Source organism: Streptomyces sp. NBC_01304, assembly GCF_035975855.1.
Taxonomy (GTDB): Bacteria; Actinomycetota; Actinomycetes; order Streptomycetales; family Streptomycetaceae; genus Streptomyces.
In genome coordinates, this window is record NZ_CP109055.1 from 1,280,776 (window position 1) to 1,306,773 (window position 25,998).

At 71.7% G+C, this 25,998-nt stretch carries 25 protein-coding genes; 13 read left to right on the forward strand and 12 right to left on the reverse strand.

The window, feature by feature from the left end; genetic code table 11:
- Positions 1-94: 94 nt before the first annotated feature.
- The 3 genes from OG430_RS05565 to OG430_RS05575 form a co-directional block, all read right to left on the reverse strand.
- Positions 95-397, reverse strand: a complete 303-nt coding sequence (locus tag OG430_RS05565) for a carboxypeptidase-like regulatory domain-containing protein (RefSeq protein ID WP_327351283.1) — start codon at positions 395-397, stop codon at positions 95-97.
- 10 nt (positions 398-407) lie between these two features.
- Positions 408-1,337 carry a trypsin-like serine peptidase gene (locus tag OG430_RS05570; protein ID WP_327351284.1) on the reverse strand — a complete coding sequence of 310 codons (930 nt, stop codon included), beginning with the start codon at positions 1,335-1,337 and terminating at the stop codon, positions 408-410.
- A 482-nt stretch (positions 1,338-1,819) separates the two neighbouring features.
- Positions 1,820-3,169, reverse strand: coding sequence for a helix-turn-helix domain-containing protein (locus tag OG430_RS05575; protein WP_327351285.1), 1,350 nt, complete (start codon positions 3,167-3,169; stop codon positions 1,820-1,822).
- Positions 3,170-3,326: 157 nt separating this feature from the next.
- On the opposite strand from OG430_RS05575, the gene OG430_RS05580 reads away from it, so the two are divergent.
- Together OG430_RS05580 and OG430_RS05585 are read left to right on the forward strand one after the other, a co-directional pair.
- Entirely contained in the window at positions 3,327-4,670 is a 1,344-nt protein-coding gene (locus OG430_RS05580; protein WP_327351286.1) for a M64 family metallopeptidase, read from the forward strand.
- A 124-nt stretch (positions 4,671-4,794) separates the two neighbouring features.
- A complete protein-coding gene (locus OG430_RS05585) occupies positions 4,795-6,024 on the forward strand; it encodes a TetR/AcrR family transcriptional regulator (RefSeq protein WP_327351287.1) in 1,230 nt (409 codons plus the stop codon).
- Here OG430_RS05585 and OG430_RS05590 read toward each other — a convergent pair.
- Positions 6,021-6,500 carry a YfbM family protein gene (locus OG430_RS05590; RefSeq protein WP_327351288.1) on the reverse strand — a complete coding sequence of 160 codons (480 nt, stop codon included), beginning with the start codon at positions 6,498-6,500 and terminating at the stop codon, positions 6,021-6,023. The genes OG430_RS05585 and OG430_RS05590 overlap by 4 nt on opposite strands.
- A gap of 228 nt (positions 6,501-6,728) precedes the next feature.
- Here OG430_RS05590 and OG430_RS05595 point away from each other — a divergent pair, with 228 nt between their 5' ends.
- Positions 6,729-7,499, forward strand: a complete 771-nt coding sequence (locus OG430_RS05595; protein ID WP_327351289.1) for a transposase family protein — start codon at positions 6,729-6,731, stop codon at positions 7,497-7,499.
- A 58-nt stretch (positions 7,500-7,557) separates the two neighbouring features.
- On the opposite strand, the gene OG430_RS05600 is transcribed toward OG430_RS05595, so the two are convergent.
- Complete coding sequence (locus tag OG430_RS05600; protein ID WP_327351290.1) at positions 7,558-8,535, reverse strand: oxygenase MpaB family protein; 978 nt, start codon at positions 8,533-8,535, stop codon at positions 7,558-7,560.
- A 123-nt stretch (positions 8,536-8,658) separates the two neighbouring features.
- On the opposite strand from OG430_RS05600, the gene OG430_RS05605 reads away from it, so the two are divergent.
- From OG430_RS05605 to OG430_RS05615, 3 genes are all read left to right on the forward strand, one after another.
- Positions 8,659-9,216: a 2'-5' RNA ligase family protein gene (locus tag OG430_RS05605; protein WP_327351291.1), complete on the forward strand. Its 558-nt coding sequence runs from the start codon at positions 8,659-8,661 to the stop codon at positions 9,214-9,216.
- A 34-nt stretch (positions 9,217-9,250) separates the two neighbouring features.
- The gene (locus tag OG430_RS05610) at positions 9,251-10,582 is read left to right on the forward strand and encodes a DUF2254 domain-containing protein (protein ID WP_327351292.1); all 1,332 of its coding nucleotides are present in this window, start codon (positions 9,251-9,253) and stop codon (positions 10,580-10,582) included.
- Positions 10,583-10,686: 104 nt separating this feature from the next.
- A complete protein-coding gene (locus tag OG430_RS05615; RefSeq protein WP_327351293.1) occupies positions 10,687-10,899 on the forward strand; it encodes a DUF4287 domain-containing protein in 213 nt (70 codons plus the stop codon).
- A 306-nt stretch (positions 10,900-11,205) separates the two neighbouring features.
- Here OG430_RS05615 and OG430_RS05620 read toward each other — a convergent pair whose 3' ends face one another.
- A complete protein-coding gene (locus OG430_RS05620) occupies positions 11,206-12,435 on the reverse strand; it encodes a M20/M25/M40 family metallo-hydrolase (RefSeq protein WP_327351294.1) in 1,230 nt (409 codons plus the stop codon).
- Between the two features lie 125 nt (positions 12,436-12,560).
- On the opposite strand from OG430_RS05620, the gene OG430_RS05625 reads away from it, so the two are divergent.
- Entirely contained in the window at positions 12,561-13,004 is a 444-nt protein-coding gene (locus OG430_RS05625; protein ID WP_327351295.1) for an adenylyltransferase/cytidyltransferase family protein, read from the forward strand.
- A gap of 148 nt (positions 13,005-13,152) precedes the next feature.
- Here the strand turns inward: OG430_RS05625 and OG430_RS05630 are convergent, their stop codons facing one another.
- Positions 13,153-13,365 carry a hypothetical protein gene (locus OG430_RS05630; protein ID WP_327351296.1) on the reverse strand — a complete coding sequence of 71 codons (213 nt, stop codon included), beginning with the start codon at positions 13,363-13,365 and terminating at the stop codon, positions 13,153-13,155.
- A 192-nt stretch (positions 13,366-13,557) separates the two neighbouring features.
- Between OG430_RS05630 and OG430_RS05635 the strand changes: the two genes are divergently transcribed.
- A complete protein-coding gene (locus OG430_RS05635) occupies positions 13,558-14,451 on the forward strand; it encodes a hypothetical protein (RefSeq protein WP_327351297.1) in 894 nt (297 codons plus the stop codon).
- A 27-nt stretch (positions 14,452-14,478) separates the two neighbouring features.
- On the opposite strand, the gene OG430_RS05640 is transcribed toward OG430_RS05635, so the two are convergent.
- Together OG430_RS05640 and OG430_RS05645 are read right to left on the reverse strand one after the other, a co-directional pair.
- Complete coding sequence (locus tag OG430_RS05640) at positions 14,479-15,567, reverse strand: hypothetical protein (protein WP_327351298.1); 1,089 nt, start codon at positions 15,565-15,567, stop codon at positions 14,479-14,481.
- 141 nt (positions 15,568-15,708) lie between these two features.
- Entirely contained in the window at positions 15,709-17,280 is a 1,572-nt protein-coding gene (locus OG430_RS05645; RefSeq protein ID WP_327351299.1) for an FG-GAP repeat domain-containing protein, read from the reverse strand.
- A gap of 255 nt (positions 17,281-17,535) precedes the next feature.
- Between OG430_RS05645 and OG430_RS05650 the strand changes: the two genes are divergently transcribed.
- The 4 genes from OG430_RS05650 to OG430_RS05665 all read left to right on the forward strand — a co-directional run bounded on the left by OG430_RS05650 (position 17,536) and on the right by OG430_RS05665 (position 22,055).
- Positions 17,536-19,131 (forward strand): hypothetical protein, encoded by a 1,596-nt coding sequence (locus OG430_RS05650; protein WP_327351300.1) that lies wholly within the window; start codon positions 17,536-17,538, stop codon positions 19,129-19,131.
- An 89-nt stretch (positions 19,132-19,220) separates the two neighbouring features.
- Positions 19,221-19,676: a hypothetical protein gene (locus tag OG430_RS05655; RefSeq protein ID WP_327351301.1), complete on the forward strand. Its 456-nt coding sequence runs from the start codon at positions 19,221-19,223 to the stop codon at positions 19,674-19,676.
- A gap of 230 nt (positions 19,677-19,906) precedes the next feature.
- Positions 19,907-20,896 carry a ubiquitin family protein gene (locus OG430_RS05660; RefSeq protein ID WP_327351302.1) on the forward strand — a complete coding sequence of 330 codons (990 nt, stop codon included), beginning with the start codon at positions 19,907-19,909 and terminating at the stop codon, positions 20,894-20,896.
- A 298-nt stretch (positions 20,897-21,194) separates the two neighbouring features.
- Positions 21,195-22,055, forward strand: coding sequence for an ABC transporter substrate-binding protein (locus OG430_RS05665; RefSeq protein WP_327351303.1), 861 nt, complete (start codon positions 21,195-21,197; stop codon positions 22,053-22,055).
- A gap of 79 nt (positions 22,056-22,134) precedes the next feature.
- On the opposite strand, the gene OG430_RS05670 is transcribed toward OG430_RS05665, so the two are convergent.
- Together OG430_RS05670 and OG430_RS05675 are read right to left on the reverse strand one after the other, a co-directional pair.
- Positions 22,135-22,905: an SDR family NAD(P)-dependent oxidoreductase gene (locus tag OG430_RS05670; protein WP_327351304.1), complete on the reverse strand. Its 771-nt coding sequence runs from the start codon at positions 22,903-22,905 to the stop codon at positions 22,135-22,137.
- 43 nt (positions 22,906-22,948) lie between these two features.
- Positions 22,949-24,394 carry an MFS transporter gene (locus tag OG430_RS05675; protein WP_327351305.1) on the reverse strand — a complete coding sequence of 482 codons (1,446 nt, stop codon included), beginning with the start codon at positions 24,392-24,394 and terminating at the stop codon, positions 22,949-22,951.
- A gap of 175 nt (positions 24,395-24,569) precedes the next feature.
- On the opposite strand from OG430_RS05675, the gene OG430_RS05680 reads away from it, so the two are divergent.
- The gene (locus tag OG430_RS05680; protein ID WP_327351306.1) at positions 24,570-25,034 is read left to right on the forward strand and encodes a MarR family winged helix-turn-helix transcriptional regulator; all 465 of its coding nucleotides are present in this window, start codon (positions 24,570-24,572) and stop codon (positions 25,032-25,034) included.
- Between the two features lie 44 nt (positions 25,035-25,078).
- Here OG430_RS05680 and OG430_RS05685 read toward each other — a convergent pair whose 3' ends face one another.
- Complete coding sequence (locus OG430_RS05685; RefSeq protein WP_327351307.1) at positions 25,079-25,966, reverse strand: aldo/keto reductase; 888 nt, start codon at positions 25,964-25,966, stop codon at positions 25,079-25,081.
- Positions 25,967-25,998: the final 32 nt, after the last annotated feature.

Sequence of the window (25,998 nt, forward strand, 5' to 3'; positions counted from 1 at the left end):
CAGGGACAGGGGTGCCGGCGGGGGCCGACGCGGATGGACGGATGACGGAGACCGGCGTGGCCGGATGGATGACGGGCCCTTGGCCGCCCGGCGGTCAGCCGAGGGTCAGCTCGACCCGCACCTGTGCCGCCGCCGCGCCCCGGCCGGGCGGCCCGACGTGGACCGTGGCCCGGGCCGTGCCGGGCGAGCCCAGAACGGGGTCCGCCCGGCACAGGATCGTGTAGTCGCCCGGCGCGGGTGCGGCGAGGGAGAACCCTCCCCCGCCGTCCGTCAGGGCGGCGATGTCCGGCAGCGGCACGGGCCCGTCGGTGAACAGGACATGGGCGCCCGCCACCGGTGCCCCCGAGGCGTCACGGACGACGCCGGTGATCTCCACTGCGGACTCACGATCGCTCATGACGGTGTGCTCACGCCTTCCATGCCGCGTAGTTGTTGAAGACCGGTGTGGTGAAGCGGGTGCCCGAGTTCACCCGTGCCCCACCGTAGGCGTGGATGGCGACGCCGTAGCGGTTGCCGTTGTCGATGCGGTAGACGGAGCTGCCGCTCTGTCCACCGGCGGTGTCGATGTCGTAGTACACCTTGCGGGCGGCGACCGAGTCGATGCCGCGCGCCGCGTACCAAAGGGTGCCGGCCGGCTTGTCGCCCGGGTAACCCGCGATGTTGCCGGTGGTCTTGAGCAGGTCCGAGTCCGAGTAGACGCCGAAGCCGAACCAGCCTGTGGTGGAGCCCGTGTTGGACGGCGTGATGATCGCGCCGTAGTCGTAGTTCTCGTCGCCGTCGTTCGTCCAGCCGAGCACCGAGCGGAAGCTGGTGCAGGTGATGCTGCCGTACGGCAGCGACCCGCCGTTGCGTCCCGGCATGACCTGGATGCTCTTCACCCAGCCGTCGCGTCCGGCCACACCGCTGCCCTTGATGTAGACCACGTGGCCCGCGGTGGCGAGGGTGTGCGGGCCGATCATCCAGCCGGTGCCCTGGTAGAGGGTGTTGTCGCGGGCCGTGATCAGGAGGTAGCAGTGCACCCGCCACGGGTACACGTTGGTGTTCGTGATCTGTACGCGGTCGTCGGGTCCGTGCACCGTCTCGGGTGCCGGGGGCGGCGGACCGAACGAGGCCTCACCGATGTCGGGCAGCGTGGCGGACGGCGGCGTCCAGGATTCCGGCGCGAAGTGCTCCGGCCGCCGGTAGTTCTCGACCTGCTCGAGCCCTTCGCTCGTCGCGTGCTGCGCCTCGCCCTGCGACCCCTCGGACGGAGCCTGCAGCACCGCCGCCTGCTCGACCATTACGGCTGCGCTGTCCTCGGGTTCGTTCGTCACGGCACTGTGGGGATCTTGCGGCATGCTCGATCACCTGATCTCTGTTCGGCTGTGCGCTGTGGGTGCCTTCGGGGACGCCGCGGCCGCAACGTTTATGTGTATTGCCCCTTCTACTGCCGCCGGACTAGTGCCGCAATGAGCGTTTTGCGCCGACAGAATCCCGGCACGCACACCTGTCCGAGTGAGGCCGGGGACACCCCAACTGACCGTCTCCCACGGCCCGTACGCCCCTGAAGTCCCCTGCTTCACCGGGGCGTCGCAGGGCTGGCGGCGAGGGAACGTCCCGGCAGGCCGCGCGCGCCACTCGACTCGAACCTGGCCCCCTCACGCACCGGCTCACGCCGCACCGCCTGCGCCCGCCTGCCCCCGCCCCTGCGCCCGAGTCGCCCCCGCTACGGGCAAGGGCCGAGGACCGTGCCCTAATCGCGTCGTCGGCGACGCCCGTCACTTGTCCGGCGACGCTCGCGGCACCCGTGTCGTCGACGGTCACCGGCCCGCCGAACCCCTCACACCAGGTGGACGCCGCCCGGCGCCGCACATCCCGGCGCGGGCCCCAGTGTTGTCGTGCCGATGGCCGCGCGATGGCCGAGGCCCGTGCGGTAGGCGTCCATCGCCGCCTCGGTGCGGCCCATGCGGCGCAGCAGGTCGCCGAGCAGCCGGCACAGGTCGGCCAAGTCGCCCGCGGCGCCGCTGCGTTCGAGGAGTGCCAGGGCGCTCAGGTAGTGGTCCTCGGCGCGCTCGCTGTCGCCGCGGTCCTCGGCGATCAGGCCGAGCAGCCGGTGCGCGCCCGCAGCGTGCACGGCGCCGCGGGCGTCGCCCAGGTCGAGCAGGCGGGAGAGCAGGATCTGGGCCTCTTCGTGGCGGCCGCGGCGGCGCAGTACGTCGGCGAGTTCGACCTCGACCTGGGCGGTGAACAGCGGGGCCCGCTTGGCGGCGAGCATTTCGGCGGCGGTGCGCAGTTCGCGTTCGGCGTCCTCGAGGGCGTTGTGCTGGGCGTGGACGTAGCCGCGCATCCAGTGGCAGTGCGCGAGTTCGGTGCGCAGGTGCAGTTGCTGGTACAGCTCCTGGGCCTTGGCGAGTGAGGCGTCCGCCTCCGCGATGCGGCCCTCGGCGAGCAGCGTGCGGGCGACGCTGCGGTGCATGCCCGCGACCAGGGCCGGGTCGGAGACCTGCGGGGCGAGCGCGAGGGCGACCTCGGCGGCATGCGCGGCGCGGGCGTGGGCGCCCATGTCCATGTAGGGGGCGATGACGGCGGCGTACAGCAGGACGAGGGCGTCGGGGTCCTGCAGCTCGCCCGCGCCCAGTTCGTCGAGGGCGGTCTCCAGGACGTAGCAGGAGTAGCGCAGTTCGCCGGCCAGCAGATGGGCCACGGCCCGGCCCCGGATGGCGCGGGCGCGGCGCGGCAGGGGCTGGTCGGCCAGCATGCGTTCGGCGGCCTCGAAGTGGGCGCGGGCGTCGGCGAGTTGGCCCGCTTCGAGGGCGCATTCGCCGAGGCCGGTGCGGGCGGCGGCCTGTTCCGGTGCGAGGGCGAGGCGTTCGGCCTCGGCCAGGAGCTCCCGGTAGCGCACGGCCGCCTGCTCGGGGGTGCCGGTGGCGAGGAGGCGCTGGGCGTCGGTGAGGGCGAGGCGGAGTTCGGTGGCGAGGTGGGCGGGGCGGCCGGTGACCAGTTCCTCGTAGGTGGTGCCGAGCTGCCCGGCGAAGTAGCGCAGGGCGGTCTCGGAGGGGCGGGCCTTGCCGGACTCCAGGGTGGAGACGTGGGCCGCGGTGTACTTCGGCTCGGCGAGCTGACGCTGCGTCAATCCTCGTTCGGTCCGCATCCGTTGGATGCGGCGTCCGATCTCCACCGGTTCGTCCACTGCGCATTCCCCTCAAATCTCACCCAGTACTCATCCGCGCCCCTGAAGGCATTGTGCGGCCATCACCCCCACCCCTAGCTTAAGCGTGCACTTAAACCTCCTGATCCTGGAACTTAACTCACCCCCCACGGAGGACCTCTTGCGCACGTCCACAGGCATGACCAGATCGCTGGCGGCGGCCGCGGTGGCCGCCGCCGTCGCCTGCGCCCTCGCCGCCGTCCCGGAGCCCGCGTCGGCGGACCCCGCACCGAACGGCCAGGTAGAGGTGGAGATTCCCGGCCCCGAGCAGTCCGGCCACCGGCACACCGCGGCGGGCTCCGGCCACACCTTGGTCTCCCCGCACGGCAAGAAGCCCGCCAAGTCCACCGCCCTCTCCCCCGGCGAAGCGGCCGGCGACGGCGACGTCACCAAGGTCGTCGACAACGGCCCGACCGGGGACCGCCTCGACATCGTCTTCGTCGGCGACGGCTACACCGGCGCCGAACTCGATCGGTTCCACACGGACGTGAAGGAGCGCTGGAACGAGGTCGCCGCGGTCGAGCCGTACGCCACGTACGCGAACCTCTTCAACGTCTGGGCGGTGGACGCGGTCTCCCGCGACTCCGGCGTCTCCGGCGACCCGGGCAAGGACGTCGTGCGGGACACCGCGCTCGGCTCGTACTTCTGGTGCGACGACATCGAGCGGCTGCTCTGCATCGACGAGGCGAAGGTCGACTCGTACGTCGACAACGCCCCCGAGGCCGACCTGGTGATGGTCCTCTCCAACAGCTCCAAGTACGGCGGCGCGGGCTACAACACGCCCAGCCCGACGCTGGGTTACGACGGGATAGCCACCGCCTCGGCGGGCAACGCCCTGTCCGGCCAGGTCGCCATCCACGAGACGGGGCACTCCCTCGGCAAGCTCGCCGACGAGTACTTCTACCCCGGCACCCCCGGCTACGAGCACTACTCGGGTCCCGAGCCCGGCGACTCCAACATCTCCACGCTGAGCGCCGCCCAGATGGAGAACGCCCGCACCAAGTGGTACCGCTGGCTGGGCGAGACCTCCCCGGACGGCGGCACGGTCGGCGCGTACGAGGGCGGCGGCTACTACGTCACGGGCCTCAACCGCCCCACCGATGCCTCGATGATGCGAGTCCTCGGCAAGCCCTTCAACCTGCCCGGCACCGAGGCGATGATCGCGGGCTTCCACCGGCACGCCTCGGCCGCGCGGGCCCTGACGCCCACGTCGCGCCCCCTGCGGAGCGGGGACACCGCGCGCATCTCCCTGGCCCGGCCGCTCGGCGACGACGCCCGGCCGCTGCAGGTGCGCTGGTCCTTGGACGGCAAGCGGATCGGCGCGCCGGCCGACGCGACCGAGGTCGCGGTCGCGGACCTCGGCGTACGCGGCTCGGGCGCGCACCGGCTGACCGTCACGGTCGTCGACCGCACGGACGCGGTCCGCGATCCGGCGATCGCCAAGTCGCTGCGGACGACGCTGACTTGGACCGTCCGCCGCTGACCGCACAGTCCGCCGGCCAGGGAAGCGGCGCAGACTCCCGCTCCCCTGGCCGGCCCAGCCCACCGCCTTGCCCCAGACCCACCCCGGACGCCCGTAGCGGCGAGGCCATAATGGGCCGGATCGGATGGCCGGGACGGAAAGGCGCGACGTGGGCGGGCGGGGCCGGGACGCGGTGCGGGTGCGGCCGCGCAATCGCAAGCAGCTGATCCTCGAAGCCGCCGCCGCGCGCTTTCTGCGTCAGGGGTACGCCGGCACCGCGATGACGGACATCGCCGCCGACCTGGGTGTCACCTCGACCTCTCTCTACCGGCACTTCCCCGGCAAGCGGGCCCTGCTCGGCGCCGTCCTGACCGCGGCGATGGACGTGGTGTCGGCGGCGGCCGACGAGGCACGACCGGACGGGTTCGACGCCATCCTGCGCGCCCTGGCCGCCCAGGCGCTGCGCCATCGCGGGCACCCCGCGCTGTGGCAGCGGGAGGCCCGCCGGCTCGGGGACGAGGGGCGGCTGGAGAGCGGGCGCCGGTTGCTGGCGCTGCGCGATGTCGTACGCGACGCACTGTGCGCGGAGCGCGGCATCGCGCCGGCGGACGCGGCGTTCCTGGCCGAGTGTGCGCTGTCGCTGCTGGGGAGCGTCTCGTACCACCAAGTCACGCCGCCCGGCGGCACGTTGGAGAGGCAGCTGTACGCGCTCGCCGAGCGGGCCGCGAGGACCGTGCTGCCGTCACGGGCGCGGCAGATGACCGTCGTTCCGGGTCCGCGCGATGTCGCGCTCGACCGGTTCGCGCGCCGTGAGCAGCTCATCCTGGTGGCCACGCGGCTGTTCGGCGAGCGCGGCTATGCGGCGGTCGGCATCGAGGAGGTGGCCGCGGCGGCCGGGATCGCCGGGCCCAGCGTCTACCACCACTTCACCGGCAAGGCGGAGCTGCTCGCCGAGATCATCGAACGGGCCGGGCAGTGGATCCGCCTCTACACGACGCGGGCGCTCCTGGAGGGGAGCACGCCCGAGGAGTCGTTGCGGCTGTTGCTGCGCTCGTACGCCGAATTCGCCCTGGACCACGGCGACTTGATCGCGGTGTCAGTGACCGAGGTCATCCATCTGCCGGCGACCGAGGCCGCGAAGTACCGGGCCGTCCAGCGCGACGGCATCCTCGGCTGGGCCGGGCTGTTGCGCGAGGCCGACCCGGCGCTCGGGGCGGACGCGGCACGGGTGACCGTGCAGGCGGTGATCATGATGGTGAACGATGCGGTACGGATCCGTGGCACGCAGGACCCGAGGGGCAAGGCCGCGCTGGTCGACGATCTGGTCTCGGTGGGGGTGCGGGTGCTGCTCCCGGAGGCGGCGGGCCTGCCCTAGATGTTGAACTCCACGATCGCCGCCGAGCCCTTGGCAGAGGCCTCTTCGAAGAAGGTGAGCAGCGTGCCGTAGTGCCACTTCAGATATTCGCACTCGCCGTCCGGGTCGTGCGTCCAGATGTTGGGGTAGACGTTCTGCTCCTGCATGCGGGCCGGGTCGTAATGGGCAGCCAGCTTCTCGAACGGCAACACCTGCAATTTCCTCGCCGCGTCCTGGACCATCTCGGCGGTCCAGCCGGTGAAGAGGAGTTCCTCGTCGATCGGGAGACCGCCCATCTGCAGATCGACCCCCGCCTCCGCGGCATCGAGCAGATATTGGATACCGGCCCACGCCTTCTCGATGAAGCCGTCGGGATTGTCCGGACGGTCCTCGTCCGAATCCAGCTCGTCGAGGAACTCCTCCGCCCATTCGGGATCCTGCAGGGCTCGCGCCAGCTCCTCCGGCGTGACGCAGGTGAAGGAGAGGACCATGCTCATGGGGGATGCCGCCCATCGAAATCGACCGACTGGAACGCGAACTAGTGTTCCACATCGGCGAGTTGAGGTCGCAGGCGCCTCCTAGGGCGTGCGTCGGAAGTCCCGCCGTCCGCCCGGAGGGCGGGCCCTGCGGCGAGAGTGCGTGCCAGGCGTCGCGGGGCAGACGGGACTTCCGACACAGGCCCTAAAGCGTGTTGCACAAGGCTGTGATCTGGGCATCTCCGCTGTATGGCTGGGGTGTTGAGGGCAGAACGGGTGTGGGTGGAGACGTTCACCGGGCTGCGGGTGACGCAGTTTGCGCGGCTGCTGAAGGCGGTGCGCGAGCGCGGCGGCAACGGCACGCTGCAGGGCCGGCCGTGGAGTCTGCCGCTGGCCGAACGGGTGCTGGTGGTGGCGGTGTACTACCGCACGAACCTCACGATGCGGCAGCTGGGACCGCTGTTCGGTATCTCCTCGTCCACGGTCTGCCGGGTGATCCAAAGGCTCGGGCCGCTGCTCGCGCTCGAGCCGGCCTCCCGCCCGGCGGACGCACCGGAGCGACTGTGGATCGTGGACGGAACGTTGATCCCGGTCCGCGACCGGCAGGTCGGTTCCTCCAGCCGCAACTATCGGTTCTCGGCAAACGTGCAGGTCATCGTCGATGCTGACACCCGCCTGGTGATCGCTGCGGCCCGCCCGGTGCCGGGCACCACCGCGGACGCCCACGCCTGGCGGGCCTCCGGCCTCGCCGAGCACTGCCAGGGCGTCACCGTCCTTGGCGACGGCGCCTACACCAACACCGGTCTGGTCATCCCGCACCGCAAACGTCCCCGACGGTCCCTGCTACCGGGCGAAGAAGCGGACAACGCCGCGCACCGCAAGGTCCGCGCCCGCGTGGAGCATGTGATCGGCCGGATGAAGAACTACAAGATCCTCCGCGACTGCCGACAGCGCGGCAACGGCCTCCATCACGCCGTCCAGGCCGTCGCCCACATGCACAACCTCGCCCTCGCATCATGACCAGAAGACCGCGATCACAGGCCCTGACCTGCCCGAACACAGCCTTGTGCAACACGCTTTAGGAAGCAGCCCGCAGAGCCGCCGCCCGCTCGTCCCAGTCGCGACCGGTGCTCCTGCCCCACTTCTCGCGGGCCTCGGCGGGGGTGAGCGTCGCGTCGAGGAGCGGCGGCTCGCCGTACAGCTTCTGCTCCATGACGGGGCGTACGGCCGGGGCGAGCCGGTCCACCATGGCGAGCAGCGCCTTGGGGCGGGCGGAGGCCCTGACCATCGCGCGGGCGGGTGCGCGGACCGCCGCGTCCAGCGCCCTGGGCTGGTCGAAGCCGCCGAGGACGCGCATCCAGCGCGGGATGGTGGCGATGACGGCGGGGGCCATCAGGCGGCTGCCGAGCCAGAGTTGGGTGCCGGCGACGGCGCGCTCCGAGCGCAGGAAGTAGTGGATCAGGGCGCGGGCGTGTTCGGTCATGCACAGGCGCTTGCGGATGTCGGCGTAGTAGTCGCGGACGTCCTCGCGGGAGCGGGGCACCTTGGCCGGGTCGCAGGTCTGCAGCTCGGCGGCGATCGCCGACTCGGCCCAGAAGCGCTCCTGCTCGGCGGGGGTGAGCGGGCCGGGGCCGTAGCGCTCGTACATCAGGAGGTTGGAGTGCCAGCCGGTGACGTGGATCCACAGCTGCGAGTCGGGGTCGTTGGCGCTGTAGGGCTGCTGGGTGACCGGCTCGGTGCCCTGGGCGCGGTCGTGGATGCGCATGAGGACGTCGGAGGCCTTCAGCGCGGTCTTCGAGTCGGCGACGGCCACGGTGAGGAAGTAGGCGAGGGTGTGGTTGAAGCGGCTCTGGGCGTACTCGCGCACCCCGTTCTGGTCCTCGACCGCGGCGGCGAGAAACGGATCGAAGGACTCCACGACGATGGACCGCTGGAAGGCGAGCAGCCCGGTCGGGCCGTACCCCCAGACCTTCCACGTGGGCGAGTCCGGGCCGAAGATTCCCCAGTCCTCGCGGCGCGGCAGGGGCTTGTGGCGGCGTGCTGCGGTGGCGTTCATGGCGAGGCTCCAACCTAATGGCGAGTAACATCTGGCACTCTAAGGCGTTAGAAATCGAGTCAACAAGGGGTCGGCGCGGTCCAGTTGCCGGGCTCGTCCCCGGCACTGCGATCATGGCTCGTCATGGAGCGGAGCAGCAGCGAGCAGCATGAGGGCGGGGCCGGGACCGCGGGCTGGCCGGACCTGCCCGGGGACACCGCGCTGACCATCAACGTCCCCCAGGGCGACGCACTCGTCCGGGCCGGCTTTCCGGCCCATGTGACCGTGCTCTACCCGTTCGTCCACGAGAGCCGCATCGACGCCGACCTCCGAAGAGAGCTGGCCGCCCTGCTGTGCTCGCACGACCCGTTCACGCTCACCTTCGCCGGGTTCGGACGCTGGCCCGGCGTCCTGTACCTCGACCCGTGGCCGCACGACCCGGTCAAGGCGCTCACCAAGGACCTCACCCGGCGCTGGCCCGAAGCCGTGCCGTACCGCGGGATATTCGGCGCCGGGCTCGACCCCCACCTGACCCTCGCCAACAGCGAGGGGCCCGCGACCCAGGACGCGGCCTACGGCGCGCTGCAGACCGAGCTCGCCCCGCTGCTGCCGCTCACCTGCCAGGTCCGCGACGTTCATCTGATCGTCTGGGACGGCGAACGCTGGCAGGACCGGGAGGCGTACCGACTGGGGTCCAATTAAGCCGGTTTTACTCCGCAATCTGTACCTTTGCGCCATGGCTCATCTCGCGCTGCGTCGGCGTCGCGTCATCATTCCGAGGCTGCGCAAGAAGCTGCGCAGCTCGTTCCTCGTCGTGCCGTTCCTCGGCATCGCCTGCGGCTGGTTCCTGGCCAGCGGCGCGGTCTGGGTCGACGAGTTCATCCACGACCTGGACCTGCGGTGGGACGACGTGGACCTGAAGGACCTGTGGTTCCTGCGGGCCACCCAGGACTTCGGCGCGGCCGCCAAGACCGCGGTGGGGACCATGAGTTCGGCCATGCTGACCTTCATCGGTGTGGTCTTCTCCATCACCCTGGTCGCCCTGCAGATGGCGGCCGGCCAGTTCACCCCGCGCGTGGTGCGCATCTACGTCGAGAGCTGGGTCACCAAGACCACCCTCGCCGTGTTCCTGTGCACCTTCCTCTACACGCTGCGGATCCAGAAGGAGTACGCCACCGTCCAGGACGCCGGCCAGGCCGTGGTGCCCTACCTCGGCGCGTCGCTCGGCATGGGCTTCGTGGTGGTCAGCCTGGTCCTTTTCGTGATCTACGTGCACTCCACGATCCGGCTGATGCGGGTCACGTACGTGATGGACCGGGTCGCCAAGGAGAGCCTGCAGCTGATGGAATCGGCGCCCGCCTCGCAGCCCACGACCGGCGCGGCGCCGCTCCCGGACCCCGAGGACGCCGAAACCCTGGCGTACGAGGGGCCACCGGGCGTGCTGCAGGCCGTCGACGCCCGGCGCCTCGTGCGGCTCGCGGAGCGCGACGGTACGCGGCTTCGGCTGGTGCCGCGCGTCGGGGACTTCCTCTCCCCCGGCATCCCGCTCCTGCTCGCCTGCGACGGACCGCCGCCCACCGCGGCCGAGGTCCGGGCGGCCATGGACGTCGGCGTGGAGCGCACCAACGAGCAGGACCTCGGCTTCGGCCTGCGCCAGCTCGCCGACATCGCCTCCCGCGCCCTGTCCCCGGCCGTGAACGACCCGACCACCGCCGTGCAGGCCCTCGACCGCATCCAGGTGCTGCTCGCCGCGCTCGCCCCGCTGCCACTGGGCCGGACCAGGCACCGGGGCGAGGGCGGAGTCGTACGCCTGGTGGAGTCCGTGCCGACCTGGCAGGACCTGGTGGATCTGGCGCTCACCGAGATCAGGGAGTTCGGTGCGGCCTGCCCCCAGGTGACCCGCCGGATCGCGGCCTGCCTGGACGACTTGGAGCAGGTCGCGGCCGACGACCACCGTCCGGTACTGGCCGAGCAGCGGCGGCTCCTCCAGGAGGCGGTGCGCGCGACGGTGCCGGATGCTGATCGTCAGCGGTTCGCGCTCACGCCCGACCGGCAGGGCATCGGCTGAGGCCGGTTACCCTTTCCTCCCCCTGGATTTCCCCTTCACCGATGACTTTGCCCGGGCCGACCGGTCTACCAGAGCACCACACAGCATCGAAAGGACCTCCTGCCATGACCTCACCCGTGAAGGGCCCCGCCGCCTACTTCCCCTCCATCGAGAAGAAGTACGGCCGCCCGATCGAGGAGTGGAAGTCCCTCATCCGCGCCTCCGACCTGACCAAGCACATGGAGCTCGTCTCCTGGCTCAAGGCCGAGCACGGCCTGGGCCACGGCCACGCCAACGCCCTCGTCGCGCACACGCTCGCGGAGGACAGCGGCAAGTAACGGCTCAACTTCCCCTGTCCGGCGGCGCGTTGCGCACGCAAGACTCCTCCTGGCGCACTTCCCCCATGCCCCCCAGGAGGACCGTCGCCCACCCCGGACTTCTCCCGACGCCGGTTTCCTGCCGAGCGCCGCCGGATCCGCGGCCGCCGCGACCAACGGTGCCGCGCCCCTCGCCCCGTCCGGGGATCGCCTCGTCGCCGAAGTGCAGGGCGTGGGCGTGCGGGCGTCGGCTGCGGCAGGGAGGTTGCTGCGAGCAGGCCGAGCAGGGCGCCCGGGAGCGGGTCCCGCCTCCGCGCCACCCCGACCTCAGGCCAGCAACTCCCTTGCGTACAACGCGTATACGGCGGCGGCACGGCGCATCGCGGCCTCGTCGACGTACTCGTCCGGGCCGTGCGACACATCGAGGCGCCCCGCCCCGTACCCGAACGCCGGGATGCCGAGCTGGGCGTACCAGCGGGTCTCCAGGATGCCCGCGCACAGCGCGAACCGGGCCGGGGACTCCTCTACCGCGCCGACGACACGGGCCAGGGCGGCCGCCGCCGGGTGGGACGGGGCGGTGCCTGCGGCGGGCTGCAGTTGGGTCACCTCGACCGAGACGTGCGCGCCGACCTCCGCGGCCGCCGCGTCGATGAGGGCCGTCAGGCGTTTGAGCTCGGCGTCCAGGTCCTCCTCGGGGTTGTAGCGGCCGTCCACGGTGAAGTGCGCCGAGCCGGGCACGACGTTGAAGTTGGAGCCGCCGCCAAAGAGCCCGCCGACGACGAGCATCGTGCCCGGTGCGTCACCCTCGGCGAGCGGGTGGGCGGTGTGCCGCCCAGCCATCTCGGCGGCGTACGCCTCGACGGGGCGGGCCACGTGCAGCAGGTGCTGGAAGGCGTTCACGCCCAGGTGCGCCTGACCGACGTGCGCCTCGCGGCCCCGGATGTCGACGCGCAGGGAGACCGCGCCGCGGGCGGCGTTCCAGATGCTGCCGCCGCTCGGCTCGGCCGTGACCATGGCTCGGGCCCTTCGGTCGATCAGGCCCGCCGACCGCAGGTGTCCTGCGCCCAGGACGCTGCCGGTCTCCTCGTCGGGGACCAGGTGCAGCACGATCCGGCCGCCGTCGAGCAGGCCAAGTTCCCGGGCGGCCGCGGCGCCGTACAGCATGCTGACGATGCCGCCCTTCATGTCCGCCGTGCCCCTGCCGACGATCCGGCCGTCGCGGCGCTCGGCGGTGAACTGGCGGCGGTGCTGCGCCGGTACGACGTCGAAGTGGCCGTGGAAATAGATCAGTTCCGCCCCGTCGCCAGCGCTCCCGCGGACGATGCACGGGTCCTCCAGCGCGCCGGACGGGTCGGTGATCTCGATGATCTCGGGGCCGAGCCCCAGCGCCTCCATGGCTTCCCGCAGCACCTGCGCGCACCGGCCGAGGGCCCGGCCCGGCGGGTTCTCACTGTCCACGGCCACGAGCCGCATGAGCAGTGCGGCCATGTCGTCGGCCCGCGGCTCGAGCCAGGCCCGGACCTCGGCAAGGTGTGTCCGTGCGGCGTGCTCCGTCACTGCCTTCACCTCTCGTCGGCGCGGCAACAGGGGGCTTCCCGTGCCCGGTCGGCCGATCACAATGGATGCGTTCCGATCCCCGCGGATGCGTTCCGAACCCCGCACACATCAGGAGGAGTACGCCCATGGCCGCCCCTGCAGATGCGAGCAACCCTACGCCGACGCGTGTCTATGTCGACATGGTGGGAGATCTCTTCCACCCGGGGCACGTGGCCCTCCTCAAGGCCGCGCGTGCCTTCGGCGACCACCTGGTCGTGGGGGTGCTCTCGGACGAGGTGGCGTCCTCCTACAAGCGACGGCCCATCATGAGCCTGGCCGAGCGGGTCACCGTGATCGAGGCCTGCCGGTACGTCGATGCCGTCGTGCCGGACGCTCCGTTCCGGGTCACCACCGAGTTCCTGGACGCGCACGGCATCGCGGTGGTCGTCCACGGCGACGACGTCTCACCGGACGGGATCGAGGCGGCCTTCGGCCCGGTGGCCGCAGCGGGAAGACTGCGGCTCGTGCGCTACACGGCGGGCGTCTCCACGACGGACCTCATTCGGAGGTGCCGGGCGCGACGGGAGTAGGTCGCGGTGGGTCCGCGCCCCGAAGGGGCGCGGGGCTGTGACACTGTGCGGCTTCGCCGCGTGGGCGCGACCAGCCCCCACCGACCCGCGGTCAACGCACCCACCCGCCACCGGCCCGCGGTCAACGCACCCGCCCCCAGCGGAGCGCTCAGCGCCGACCCCGCGCCCCGTCGACCAGCGCCCGCAGCACCGCGAGCCGGTGGGCGCGCAGCCGATCACCGGCCCTGGTGCCGTCCCCCGATCGCAGCGCGCGGCGGGCCGCGTGGGCGGCGAGCACTGCGAGGATCAGCCGGACCAGGGCACTGCTGACGGCCACTCCGGCCACCGCCCAAGCTGCCGCGCCCATGTTGACGGTGAGCATCACCGGTCACCCCTTCGCTCGTCGCGAGACCATGGGCCACGGGTCTATCCCGGCATCCGGCGCTCGCGCGTCCCTCCAACTGCGCGGAACCGCCGACTTACGAGATGCCCCCTCGGGAAGGCCCCTGGAGAAGGCCCCACTCCGCACAGCTGCGGGGAGGTTGTGGCCGCCGCACGGGGGGACCATGGGCGGATGGACGACATCGACGAGCCGCGCGTCCCCAAGGGGAAGAAGAGCCTGCCGTTCCCGTACAACCAGGACCTGTCCACGGTTCTGCGCCACCTCAACCGCCGTACTCCCTGGGGACGCAGACAGCTGGCCAACAACAAGATCACGGCCGCGCTGCTCAGAGCCGGCATGCGGCTGCTGCACCGCCACCTCGGCCCCGGCGCCCGCTACCCCGTGACCAGTGAGCGGCTGCTGCTCGGTCCGCTCTCCCTGGGCAGCGTGGCCGACGAGTTCGCCCAGAACGATCCCCCCTTCGCGTGCGTCGGCCACGGCAAGTCGCTGTTGCGGGACCGCTGGCAGCCGTACTCGAACTTCGTCACGGACCTGATCAACTTCGCGGTGTGGGAGGAGAATTACCGGCCGCAGTACCGGATCCGGCGCGCCGCCAACACCAAGGAGCTGGTGCACGGCAGCGACTTCGTGGGGGCCGTGCACGACATCGCGTACCAGACCACCGCCGAAGGCGTCGAGCTGCCGTCGGTCCGGCTCAGCCTCGCCCTCATGCCGACTGCCGACGGGGACGACGAGATCGGGCGGATCATCTCCGGCGTGTACGCGGACTACCTCGGCTCCTGGAAGGAGCTGTACGCCGCCGTCATCCGCGAGCGGGGACTGCGGCTGCGCGCGGGGCTGACCCTCGACGACCTGGCGAACGCGCTGTCCGTGGCCACGGACGGCACGATCATGCGGGCCATCGGCGACCCCGGTGCGGGCGTCGTCGACGACGCCCGGCGCCGCTCGCTGATGGGCACGGTCGCGCTGGCCGTGATCCACGCCTTTCTGGAGCCGGCCGAGGACGCGAGCGGGCTCACCCTGGAGCAGGCGGTGGCGGCGCGCTTCGACCGCCGCACACCATGAACCTCTCCGCGTCGTCGGGCCGGGGCCTCAACCGCCGGTCGGCTTGCGGTCCTTCGGGGTGAGCACGTCCACCGGCCCGCGGTCGCGCCGGCGCGGCCCCGACCAGGGGGCCGGGACGGCGTCGATGCGCAGGGCGAGGGCGTACACGATCGCCTCGTAGTTCACCCGCCAGCCGCGAAAGTGCGGCCACGCCTCCTCGGGGCCGCGCTCCATCGGAACCTCGCGCAGCCGCATCCGCTCGACGGCCTCCACGAACTCCGCATAGGTGAGGTCGATCGGGCCGTCCGGGGACGGATCGGGGTCGTACGCGATGCCCTCCTCGCGCGCCAGGTCGCGCAGGCACGTGAAGCCCGCGCGCAGGGTGAGCCGGATCTGGGTCTGCGGGAGCGAGGGGTTGAGGGCCAGATGGAGCGCGCCCGCGTCGAGGACGGCGAGCAGGGCGATCAGCCAGCTCCGCTCCCAGCTGGGCGAGCGGAAGTGGATGAGGACCGGGTAGTTGGTGTGGCTCTCGCCGACCTCGGCGGACCAGCTCTCCCAGGCCCGGAAGATGCCGGGCAGGGCGTCCTCCAGGTCCACCTGGGCGTGCCTGACCAGGAGTTGGGGCCCCCAGGCAGGTACCCCGCCACGGATCCGGAGCAGACTCACCTCGGCCTCGCGGCGCGCGTACGCGGCGTACAGGGTGGGCAGATAGCCGATCTGCAGCCCGATCACGATGGGCCCGGTGGCCGCCGCGCAGAAGTCGACGACCGTCAGCTTGGTCCGCTCGTCGCTGGCGAAGCCCAGGGTGAACACCGACGAGCCGGCCTCCCGCAGCGCGGCGCTGAGCGGCAGTCGCGACGCGGCGAACTCCAGGAGCCCGTACCCGATCAGGAACAGCCCCAGCCAGATCACCAGCAGGAGCAGGATGGAGATGGGGGCGGCCGGGGCAAGCACCCGGTCCTTGAGCCGTTCGCTGGGCATCCGGTCGGCGAGGAACTGGTAGCAGCCGCGCACCAGGGCCCGCACCGTGCGCGGCAGCCAGGTGCGCAGGGCGCGCGGGGTGACCAGGGTCTGGGTCACCGACACGAAGGTGGCCAGGACGACCGCGAGGCCCGCGATCCCAGCGAACAGCCGCACGCCGCACCCTCTCGTCGTCGCCGGTGTCGCCGGTGCCCGTTCGCCTCCGGCTCCTGGGACGAGCAAGCCATGGACGCGGGTCGGCCGCCAATCGGGGGCGGCCTCGCGGCGTAGTCGCGGCCGCGAAGGGTGGGGGTGCGCTTACGACGACGGCGCGGCGAATTCCGTGGTCACGAAGGAGGCCCGGTCGCGGGACGTCGTGCCCTCAGTGATCCACCAGTACGTGGGGTACTCCCCGTAGAGGGCGAACAGGCCGTCCGGCGCCCAGTGCAGGATGAGCTCATCCTTGCCGTCGGCGTCGAAGTCGGCGGCCCCGGCCGGGCGGGCGTGCCGGGTGCGGGCGGGCGTCTTCTTGCCGTCCACCTTCGCGGGGCCCTCGCGCAGCACCTGGGTACGCCGGTCACCGTCGCCGCCGGTGTCGGTGTCGGTGTCGGTGTCGGTATCGGTGTCGGTATCGGTGTCGGAGTCGGTATCGGTGTCGGTATCGGTGTCGGTGTCGGTGTCGATCAGGGTGGCTCCTTCGTACGTGGCCACCAGGAGGCCGTCGCGGCCGTCGCCGTCCGGGTCGGCGGCCACGAAGCCGCCGGGCCCGTAGTCGTTGGCCGCGCCCTTGGGCGGCTCGGGCAGCCGGTGGCTGACCGGGGTGCCGCCCTTTCCCGGGTAGACGGCGAGCGAGCCGTTGATGTCGGCGGGCTCCGTCTCGTAGCCGGGCTCGTCGTTGCGGCTGCCGCTGTCCCCGACGGCCACGTCGCGCAGCCCGTCGCCGTCGAAGTCGCCGAAGGCGTGGGCGTTCCCGGCTCGCAGCCGTTGGCCGTTCGGGGACAGGCCGCTCCCGCGATGGGCCCGGTAGAGGGTGTTGCCGTCCTGTCCGCCGTCGCCGTCGTCGTGGACAAGCAGAGAGGTCGGCCGTGGTGTGCCGGTCGGGTCGATGTCGTCGACCACCAGGCTCTGGTGATTCTCGACGGGCAGCGTGGCGTCGCTGCGCGCCGGCGCGCCGGACCGGCTGAACGGGCCGTACAGGACCATCAGGGACGACTCGTTCGCCGCGATTCCGGCGAGGTCGTGGTGCCCGTCGCCGTCGAAGTCGCCGCGCACCAGCTGGGTCAGGCCCAGCTTCGCCACGGCCGGCGGCAAGGGCACCGGGGTCGCCCGGCCGGCCTTTCCGGGCCCGTCGGGTCCGCCCCAGACCACGTACGGGAGGGAGCGGGGGGCCACCATGTTCGCGTCCTCGATCCGCTCGCCCGCGACCGTCGTGACGAAGTCGGGGAAGCCGTCGCCGTCGAGGTCGGCGACGGTCACCTGGCGGGTGTTGAGGTGGTCGGGCCCGCCCGTGCCCTGCTCCTCCCGGGGCAGCCTCAGGTCGCCTCGCCCGTAGACGGTGCGGGTCGCGGGGTCGAGGCCCTTGGCCGAGCCGTGGACCACGGCGAGGCGCTCGTCGCGGGGTACGGACTTCTCCGGGTCGCAGCCTCCCGCGCAGGCCGGGACGACGAGATCGCGGTGTCCGTCGCCGTTGATGTCGTCGGGGTCCTTCGAGCCCTTGCCGGGGACCGGTGCCCGGCTCTCGGCGGGCGCGCTGGGCACCCCAGCCGAGGCACGGTCGTCCGACGGCGAGGGTGTGCCGCCCGCGTTGCCGCTGCCGCATCCGGCGAGCACCGCGAGCGTCAGGCACAGGGCGCCGGCAGTGCGGGCGGGGGCGGCGGCACGAGGTGTCATGTCCGCCACCCTCACACCCGTGCCGCTGTGGGCTCCAGCGTCCGGGGAGGACTGTTGCGCAGTCGTGGAGCAGGGCCGTTCGACCCGCCTCCCACCAGGACCTTTGTCGCATTTACAGTACGCGTGACGTTTTCATCCTGTTCGTTACATTCTCTACGGCTTATCCAAATATGACGCCCGTAGCTTCGTTGTTGTCGCCACCGCTCGGGACGCGACCGAACCCCCCGCAGCCCTGCCACAAGGAAGTCTTCGATCATGCGCGTCACCTGCCGTACGCTCCGCTCCTCGGTCATCGCCGCCGGCGTCGTCGCCGGTCTCTCCCTCTCCACCACGGCCGCCTTCGCCGACACTCCCGCCGCCCCGGACTCCGGCCAGGAGCAGGTCCGGCCCGGCACGGACAACCAGGGCCAGGACCAGGACCAGGTCCTGCCGGGTGGCGACGAGCAGTCCAAGGAGCCCAAGAAGGACGAGGGCGACCAGACGCCGAAGCCGGGCGGCGACGAGTGGAAGTCCCTCGGTGCGCGGCAGCTGGCCGGTGGCATCACCGCCGACGTCCGCGTGAAGGCGTCCGCGAACTCCGCCGCGGCCACCCTTGCCAAGGGCGGGCAGCAGCTCGGCACCCTGGAGGCCTCGGGCTCGCCCGCCTCCAAGGTCGTGGACGGCTACACGGTCACGCTCAGCCCCTCCGGGGACGTGTCCGCCCAGAAGAACAACACGGGCGTGCCCGGCGGCTGGGAGGACAAGGGCACCCAGGACCTCGGCGACGGCTGGTCGGCGGCCGTCCAGGTGAACGCCTCGGCCCGGTCCGCGAAGGCGGACATCGCCCTCGACGGGTCGGTCCAGGGCGCGCTCAAGGCCGAGGGCAAGTCCGCCTCGACCAAGATCAACGACATCACCTTCACGCTGACCACCGACGGGTCCGTGTCGAAGAAGAACGACGAGACCCCGAAGCCGGACCAGCGCGACTTCGTACGCGAGTACACGAACCTCGGCGGCAGCGGCTTCGACGCCAAGGTCTACAAGACCAAGGCCGGCTTCGAGGCGGACATGTTCGCCAAGGACCCGTCCTCCGGCCGCTACGTCCAGTGGGACACCCTGAAGCAGTCCGGCGACAAGCCCGCCACCGGGCAGCACAACGGCGCCCACTTCGCGCTCGACGCCGACGGCACCATGAAGGGCTGGGTCGACTCCGACCCGGTCGTCCCGGGCGGCTGGGAGTCCAAGGGCACCCAGGACCTCGGCAGCGGCTGGTCGGCCAACGTCCAGCTGAACGCCTCGGCCCGGATCGCCAAGGCCCAGATATCCCTGAACAACGCGGCCAAGGGCTCGCTGCAGACCGAGCCCGGCAAGTCCGCCTCCAAGGTGATCGACGGCTGTACGTTCACGCTGAACTCCGACGGCTCGATCACCAAGAAGAAGAACGAGACGCCCAAGCCCGGCCGTACCTTCGTACGCGAGTACACGAACCTCGGCGGCAGCGGCTTCGACGCCAAGGTCTACAAGACCAAGGCCGGCTTCGAGGCCGACCTGATCGGCAAGGCCACGGACTCGGGGAACCTGGTCGTCTGGGACACCCTCAAGCAGTCCGGCAAGCAGCCCGCGTACGGGCAGCACAACGGCGCCCACTTCGTCCTCAACCCCGACGGCACCATGAAGGGCTGGGTCGAGGGCAGCACCGACGGCGGCAAGAAGGACCGGATCGTCCCGAAGGGCGGGGTCAAGGCCGGTTCCGAGGGCGCCACGGCCGAGCCCGACGAGACCGCGCTGATCGCCGCCGGCGGCAGCATGGCGGCGGCCGGTGCCGCGGCGCTCGGCTTCGCGATGCTGCGTCGCGGCCGCAAGAACGACTGACCCCGGTCACCTTCCCGTGAGGGGCGGCTCCCGCAAGGGCGCCGCCCCTCACGGCGGGGCCGCCCACAGACTGAGGCAGGATCGACGCCATGGGACACCCTCACCTGCCGACCACCGAGGCCACCGTCACCGCGATCCGCGCGGTCGCGGACGAGTACGGCCGGGCCATGACGGTCACCGACGACATCGGCGCGGACCGGACGACCCGTCGCACCTCCGCCGGGGTCTTCACGGTCCTCGACCCGGACGGTTCGCTGCCGCACGAGGCGTTCGTCGAGCTGGCCGGATCGCCCGCCGTGACCGTGCGGGTCTTCCCCGAGGACGATGCGAAGATCACGGTCGACGAGGTGGAGTTCCACGACGTCCCACGGGACGCGGTACCCGTCTTCCTGCGCTCGGTCTACGGCGGACTGACGTACGTGAAGGGCAGGTTCTTCCCGCCCGGCTACTGGCTGATCGTGCCGCTGCCCGGCGACGAGACGTACAAGGAACTCGTCCTCCACAACACGCTGAGCCCCTGGCTGTCGCGGAGCTTTCGCGGCTAGGGCGTGTGTCGGCAGTCCCTCCGTCCGCCCGGAGGCCGGGCCCTGCCCCCGCTGCGGAGCAGCTGATGTCTCGCGGTGCGACGAGCGTGCGTGCCGGGCGTCGCGGGGCAGGAGGGGCTTCCGACACACGCCCCAGGGCCCGCGCACAAGGAGTGAATCTCGCCGACGGATTCGCTTTCAACTACGCGCGGCAAAACATGACATAAGCCACTTTTTGATACTGCTGGCTCATGAAACGAATGACGAGCATCTGCATCGCCGCGGCCGTGGCGATGCTGTCGGCCGCTCCGGCCCTGGCCGACACCACCGAGCCGGAACACAACGAGATCTGCGGCGCCAACGGCACGGTCACGGTGGGCGCGGACACCTATGACCTCGCCTGCGAGGGCAGCGTCCTCCAGGACGGTCCATGGGAGCAGGACGCTCAACAGGGCGCCCTGCCGGTCGACTTCAAGTCGGTGCCGAACGCGGTGACGCTCACCAACACCCATGGCAACGCGAGCGCCTGGGGGTTCGAGGCCGACAAGGAGCAGGAAGCCTCGGGCGTCTCGGACGTCATGCACGCCAGCGTCCTGTCGGACCTGGTCACGGCCTCCGAGGTGCACGGCGCGCTGGCCTGCGCGTTCTCCGAGGCCGAGGGCCTGGCCAAGTGCCACAACTCGACCCGCATCGAGTCCCTGCAGATCGCCGGCGAAGAGGTCGAGCTGCCGAAGGCGCCCATTCCGCACAACTGGCAGACCCCTGTCAGCGGTGAGGTGCCGGTGCAGGTCGACGGCGAGACCGTCAAGGTGCCCGTGCGGGGAACCGTCACGGTCAACGGGATCGGCGTGGTCCGCCCCAAGGGCCAGCCGCAGTACCTGCGTTCGAGCAGTATCCGGGTGCAGCTGCGCAACGCCGATGCCGAGGCGACGCCGAAGTTCGACGCCGACATCCGCATCGGCGAGCGGCGGCAGAGCTTCGACGGGGCGACGTCGTACGAGATCGCCCCGGACATGCAGCTCTTCGTCAAGACGCTCACGGGCAAGACGATCACGCTTGAGGTCGAGCCGTCCGACACGATCGACAACGTCAAGCAGAAGATCCAGGACAAGGAGGGCATCCCGCCGGACCAGCAGCGCCTGATCTTCGCCGGGAAGCAGCTCGAGGACGGGCGGACGCTGTCCGACTACAACATCCAGAAGGAGAGCACGCTGCACCTGGTGCTGCGGCTGCGCGGCTGATCTCCCCAGCGGCAAAGGCGTCATGTGGCCGGTCGTGCTCTGCGCGGCCGGCCACTCGGCTGCGCGGACGAACCGCCCGCCGACGGGGCCCGGCAGCTCGTGCGCGCCGAACCGAGGCCACCGGGCCGCCCCGGGGCGGGAGTTGAGCGCCACCCGACGGCCCGGGAGCAGAGGCTCTGAGCCTCATCCGGCCAGGGTGGCGGCAGGGGGCGCCGACCGCGTATGTACGTCCCGGCCATGGGCAGGAATCCACCGAAGATCGCGGCGCGACCGCCTCCGACGAGAACAGGATCCGCACATGTCCTACCTCCCCGAGCCCTCCGGCTGGACCTTCACCGACGATCGCGGCCATGTGGTCGCGGCATTACGACGCCCCGCGCGGGTCGTCGCCTACATACAGGCGGGCGCGGCCCTCGCGGACCTGGGTGTGCCGCCCATCGGCGTCTTCGGCTCCGCGCACGACCGGGCCGACGCCCCCGACCCGGTCAAGGCGGGCCCGCTCGCCGAGTCGGGCGTGACGTACTACGGCGCGGGCGAGGGCCTCGATCTGGATGCCGTCCTGGCCGACCGGCCCGACCTCGTGGTGGGCGTGAGCCATGCGGCCGGGCAGGTCTACGGCATCCCCGTACCGGCCACCAAGTACCTGGAGGAACAGGTCCCCCTGGCCGTGCTCGACGTGGGCCAGGCGCATCCGCTCGCGCGGGTCCGCGGCCGCTTCGGCGAGCTTGCCCGCGCGCTGGGCGCACCGGACTCCCCCGCCGCCGATGCCGAACTCGCCGCCGCCGAGCGGAGGTTGACGGACGCCGCGGCCACATCCGCGTACCGCCGTGTCCTCGCCCTGTCCCCGGCAGACGGTCGGACCGTGCACCTGGCCCGCCCGCACACCTGGCCGGACCTCGCCGACCTCACGAGGCTGGGCCTGCCCCTGGTCGAGCCACCGCAGGCGGGCGGCATCAACTGGTCCACCACCGCCTGGCAGGAGGCGGCTGCCCTGGAGCCGGACCTCGTCCTCGTCGACGCCCGCGCCCATGCGGCGCCGCTCGGTGACCACCTGCGACACGGCATCCCGGCCGTCCCCTGGAACCCGGAGCCCGCGCCCAGCGCCCGGGCCCACGCACGGTTCCTGGACGTGGTGGCCCGGGCAGTGCGAGGCAGCTGAACCCGGGCGGCACGAGGCAGCTGAGGCAGGGGACGCCGACGGCCTGCCTTCCGCCAACACCCCCTGCCCGCCCGCCGGTTCAGACGGCGGACCAGCCGCCGTCCACCGGCAGCACGACCCCGTTGATGTTGCTCGCCGCCTCGGAGGCCAGGAACACGATCGCGGCGGCCTGCGTCTGTGCCGCTGCCGGCTCCCCGACGTTGCCCATGTAGGGGAACAGCGCCTGTGGGCCGGGCGCCTCGGCGTCGATGTTCAGCTCGATGTTGGTGATCGTGCCGCCGGGGGCGACGGCGTTCGTACGGATGCCCTTGTTGCGGTACGTCACCGCGAGGGACTTGGCCAGGCCCGCGATGCCGTGCTTGGCCGCGGTGTAGGCGGCTCCGGCGGCGCTGCCGCGCAAGGACGCCTCGGAGGCGGTGAACACGATGGCGCCGCGGCCGACTTCCAGCATGTGCGGCAGGGCGGCCCGGGTCAGCAGGAACGGCGCGGTGAGGTTGATCCGGATCACCCGCTCCCACTCGGCGTCGGTGACCTCGGCGGCGGCCGACATGGTGTCCATGATCCCGGCGTTGTTGACCAGTACGTCGATGCCGCCGAAGGTCTTCACGGCCGTACGCACCACGTCGTCGACCACGGCCTGTTCGCCGAGGTCGCCGACGACCGCGAGGGCCGTGCCGCCCGCGGCCTCGATCTCGGCGATGACCTGTGCGGCGCGTTCGGCGTTCAGGTCGGCGATAACCACCTTGGCGCCGCGCGCGGCGAAGGCGAGCGCGGCGGCCCGGCCGATGCCGGAGCCGGATCCGGTGACGATGACGCTCCGGTCGGCGAAGTCACCCTGGACTGTGCTCATGTGGGGCCTGCTCTCTGCGGTCTGCGGCGAGTGGGGCGGGGCGTCAGCCGGCGGCCGGGCTCGGTTCGGGCGTCGGCTCCTGCGCGAGGGCCGGTGCGGCGGGCCGTACCGGAATGAGCGCGGCGACGGCCGCCGCCGCGAGGCCGACCGCGGCGCCGATCACCAGGGCGACCCGGAAGCCCGCTTCGGACGGCAGGGCGTGGCCGCCGAAGTCCGTCGTCAGCTGGGCGAGCACCACACCCATCACGGCGGCCGACACGGAGCTGCCGATCGAACGCATCAGGGTGTTGAAGCTGTTGGCCGAGGCGGTCTCGTGCTGCGGCACCGCTCCCATGATCAGGGCGGGCATGGCCCCGTACGCGAGACCGACGCCCGTGTTGCAGATGAGGGTGACGACGAGGAGGCCCCAGGTCGAGCCGAGCAGCAGTTGCGCGGAGGCGTACCCGACGGCGATCACCAGGCTGCCCACGGACAGCGTGACCTTGGGGCCGCGGGCCGCCGAGAGCTTCGCGCCGAGCGGCGAGAGGGCCATCATCATCAGGCCGGCCGGGGCCATCCACAGGCCCATGGCCATCATCGACTGGCCGAGTCCGTAGCCGGTGGCCTCCGGCAGCTGCAGCAGCTGCGGCACCACCAGCGACTGGGCGTACATCGCGAAGCCGACCAGGATCGAGGCCGCGTTGGTCATCAGCACCTGAGGGCGGCCGGTGACGCGCAGGTCGACCAGCGGCTCCTTCGTGCGCAGCTCCCACCAGGCCCAGACCAGCAGCGCCAGGACCGCGACGGCGAACAGCCCGAGCGTGGTGCCGCTCCCCCAGCCCCAGTCGGCGCCCTTGGACACGGCGAGCAGCAGGCTGATCAGGGCGACGCCGAGGCCGACCGCGCCGGGAACGTCGAACCGCCCTGCCACGGTGCGCACTTCACCCGCCGGTACGTACAGCCAGACGGCCGCGGCGACCACGAGGGCCAGCGCGCCGGTGATCCAGAACAGCATCCGCCAGCTGGCGTTCTCGGCGATCGCCGCGGAGAACGGCAGCCCCAGCGCACCGCCCACCCCCATCGACGCGCTCATCAGCGCGATGGACGACCCCAGCTTCGCCGGCGGCACCACGTCCCGCAGCAGGCTGATGCCGAGCGGCACCACGCCCATGCCCAGGCCCTGCAGGCCCCGCCCGACGATCATCGGGACCACGGACGAGGACAGCGCGCACACCACCGAGCCCGCGATGAGCGGCACCGTCAAGGCGAGCAGCATGCGCCGCTTGCCGTACATGTCACCGAGCCGGCCGGCCACGGGCGTGGCCACGGCCGCGGACAGCAGGGTGGCCGTGACCACCCACGACGCGTTGGAAGCGCTGGTGTCCAGAAGCTTCGGGAGGTCCCCGATCAGCGGCACCACCAGCGTCTGCATCAGCGCGGCCACGATGCCCGCGAGGGCGAGCACGCCGACGACGCGCCCCGCGCGGCCGTCGGGTTCGGTGTCAACCATTGGGCATTCCCCAGCTTTCGTCAGGCACAGCGGTTCCAGGCCGTGAGGACATGCACCGTACATGCGATATGCATGATGCACAATCAATGCATGGTGCATATCCGGCGTGATATACCTGACCGGGTAACACCCCAGCTCACGGCGGGCCCGGACGGGACCGGGAGGGACGCCACTGATGGCCAAGACCGACAAGCCCACACAGCAGGTCGAGTTCGAGACCATGCTGCTCAGTCGGCACGACTATTTGTCGAGCGCACGCTCGCGGAAGCCGCATTGGCAACTCGATCGCAGCGCCTATCTGCTGCTCACCCGCATCCGGATGGACGGCCCGTTGTCGATCAGCGAATTGAGTGAGGCCTTCGGTCTCGACACCTCGACGCTCAATCGGCAGACCGCTGCCATGCTGCGCGCCGGACTCGTCGAGCGGATCCCCGACCCCGAGGGCGGCATCGCCCGCAAGTTCCGGATCACTCAGGCGGGCGAGGACAGCCTGGAATCCGACCGCGCACGGAACATCCAGGGGCTCGAGAAGGTCCTGGCCGACTGGAGTCCCGACGAGGTGGCCGACTTCGCCGCCGCCCTGAACCGCTTCAACCGGGACATCGAGCGCCTGGAGGGGCGGCCCTGGCCGCGACCCTGACAGGGGTTCTGGCGGTACGCGGGCCAGTTCTGGCGGTACGCGGATCAGCCCGCGTCCACCGCCGCGTCGAGCAGCGCCGACTCCCGCTCGTCCAGCGCGACTTCGGCGGCCCCCGCCGAGTCCCGGATCGAGGCGGGCCGGCTGGATCCGGGCACGGGGATCATCGCCGGGGAGCGGGCCAGCAGCCAGGCCAGGCCGACCTGCTGGGGGCTGATGCCGCGTTCGGCTGCGACCCGGTGGAAGGCGGTGCCCGCGGAGACCGCGCCGGACGGGCCGTCCAGGGAGCTGCGGGAGAGGCCGCCGAGCGGGCTCCAGGGCAGGAAGGCCAGGCCCAGTTCGGCGCAGAGGCGCAGCTGGGGCTCGCTGTCCCGGACGGCCGGCGAGTACTGGTTCTGCACGGAGACGAGCCCGTCGCCGAGGAGTGAACGGGCCTCACGGATCTGGGCGTTGGACACATTGGACAAGCCGACGCTGCGGATCTTGCCCTCGTCCAGGAGGTCGCCGAGTGCGCCGACCGATTCGGCCCAGGGGACGTCCGGGTCGGGCTTGTGCAGCTGGTAGAGGCCGATCGCCTCGACGCCCAGGCGCTTGAGCGAGGCCTCGCAGGCGCGCTTGAGGTGGGCAGGGGTGCCGGTGACCGTCCAGGAGCCGTCGCCGGGCCGGCCGCGGCCGCCCTTGGTGGCGACCAGGACGTCGGAGGTGTCACCGCCGTGGCTCGCCAGGGCGCGGGCGACGAGCAGTTCGTTGTGGCCCGCCTCGTCCGCGTACCAGTGGTAGGAGTCGGCGGTGTCGATGAGTGTGACGCCCGCGTCCAGGGCGGCGTGGATCGTGGCGAGGGCGCGCTCCTCGTCGGGCCGGCCCTCGATGGACAGGGGCATGGCGCCCAGGCCGATGGCGCCGACGGTGAAGTCGCCGATGGTGCGGTGCTGCACGGGGAATCCTCTTCGGTTGCGTACGAACGCTG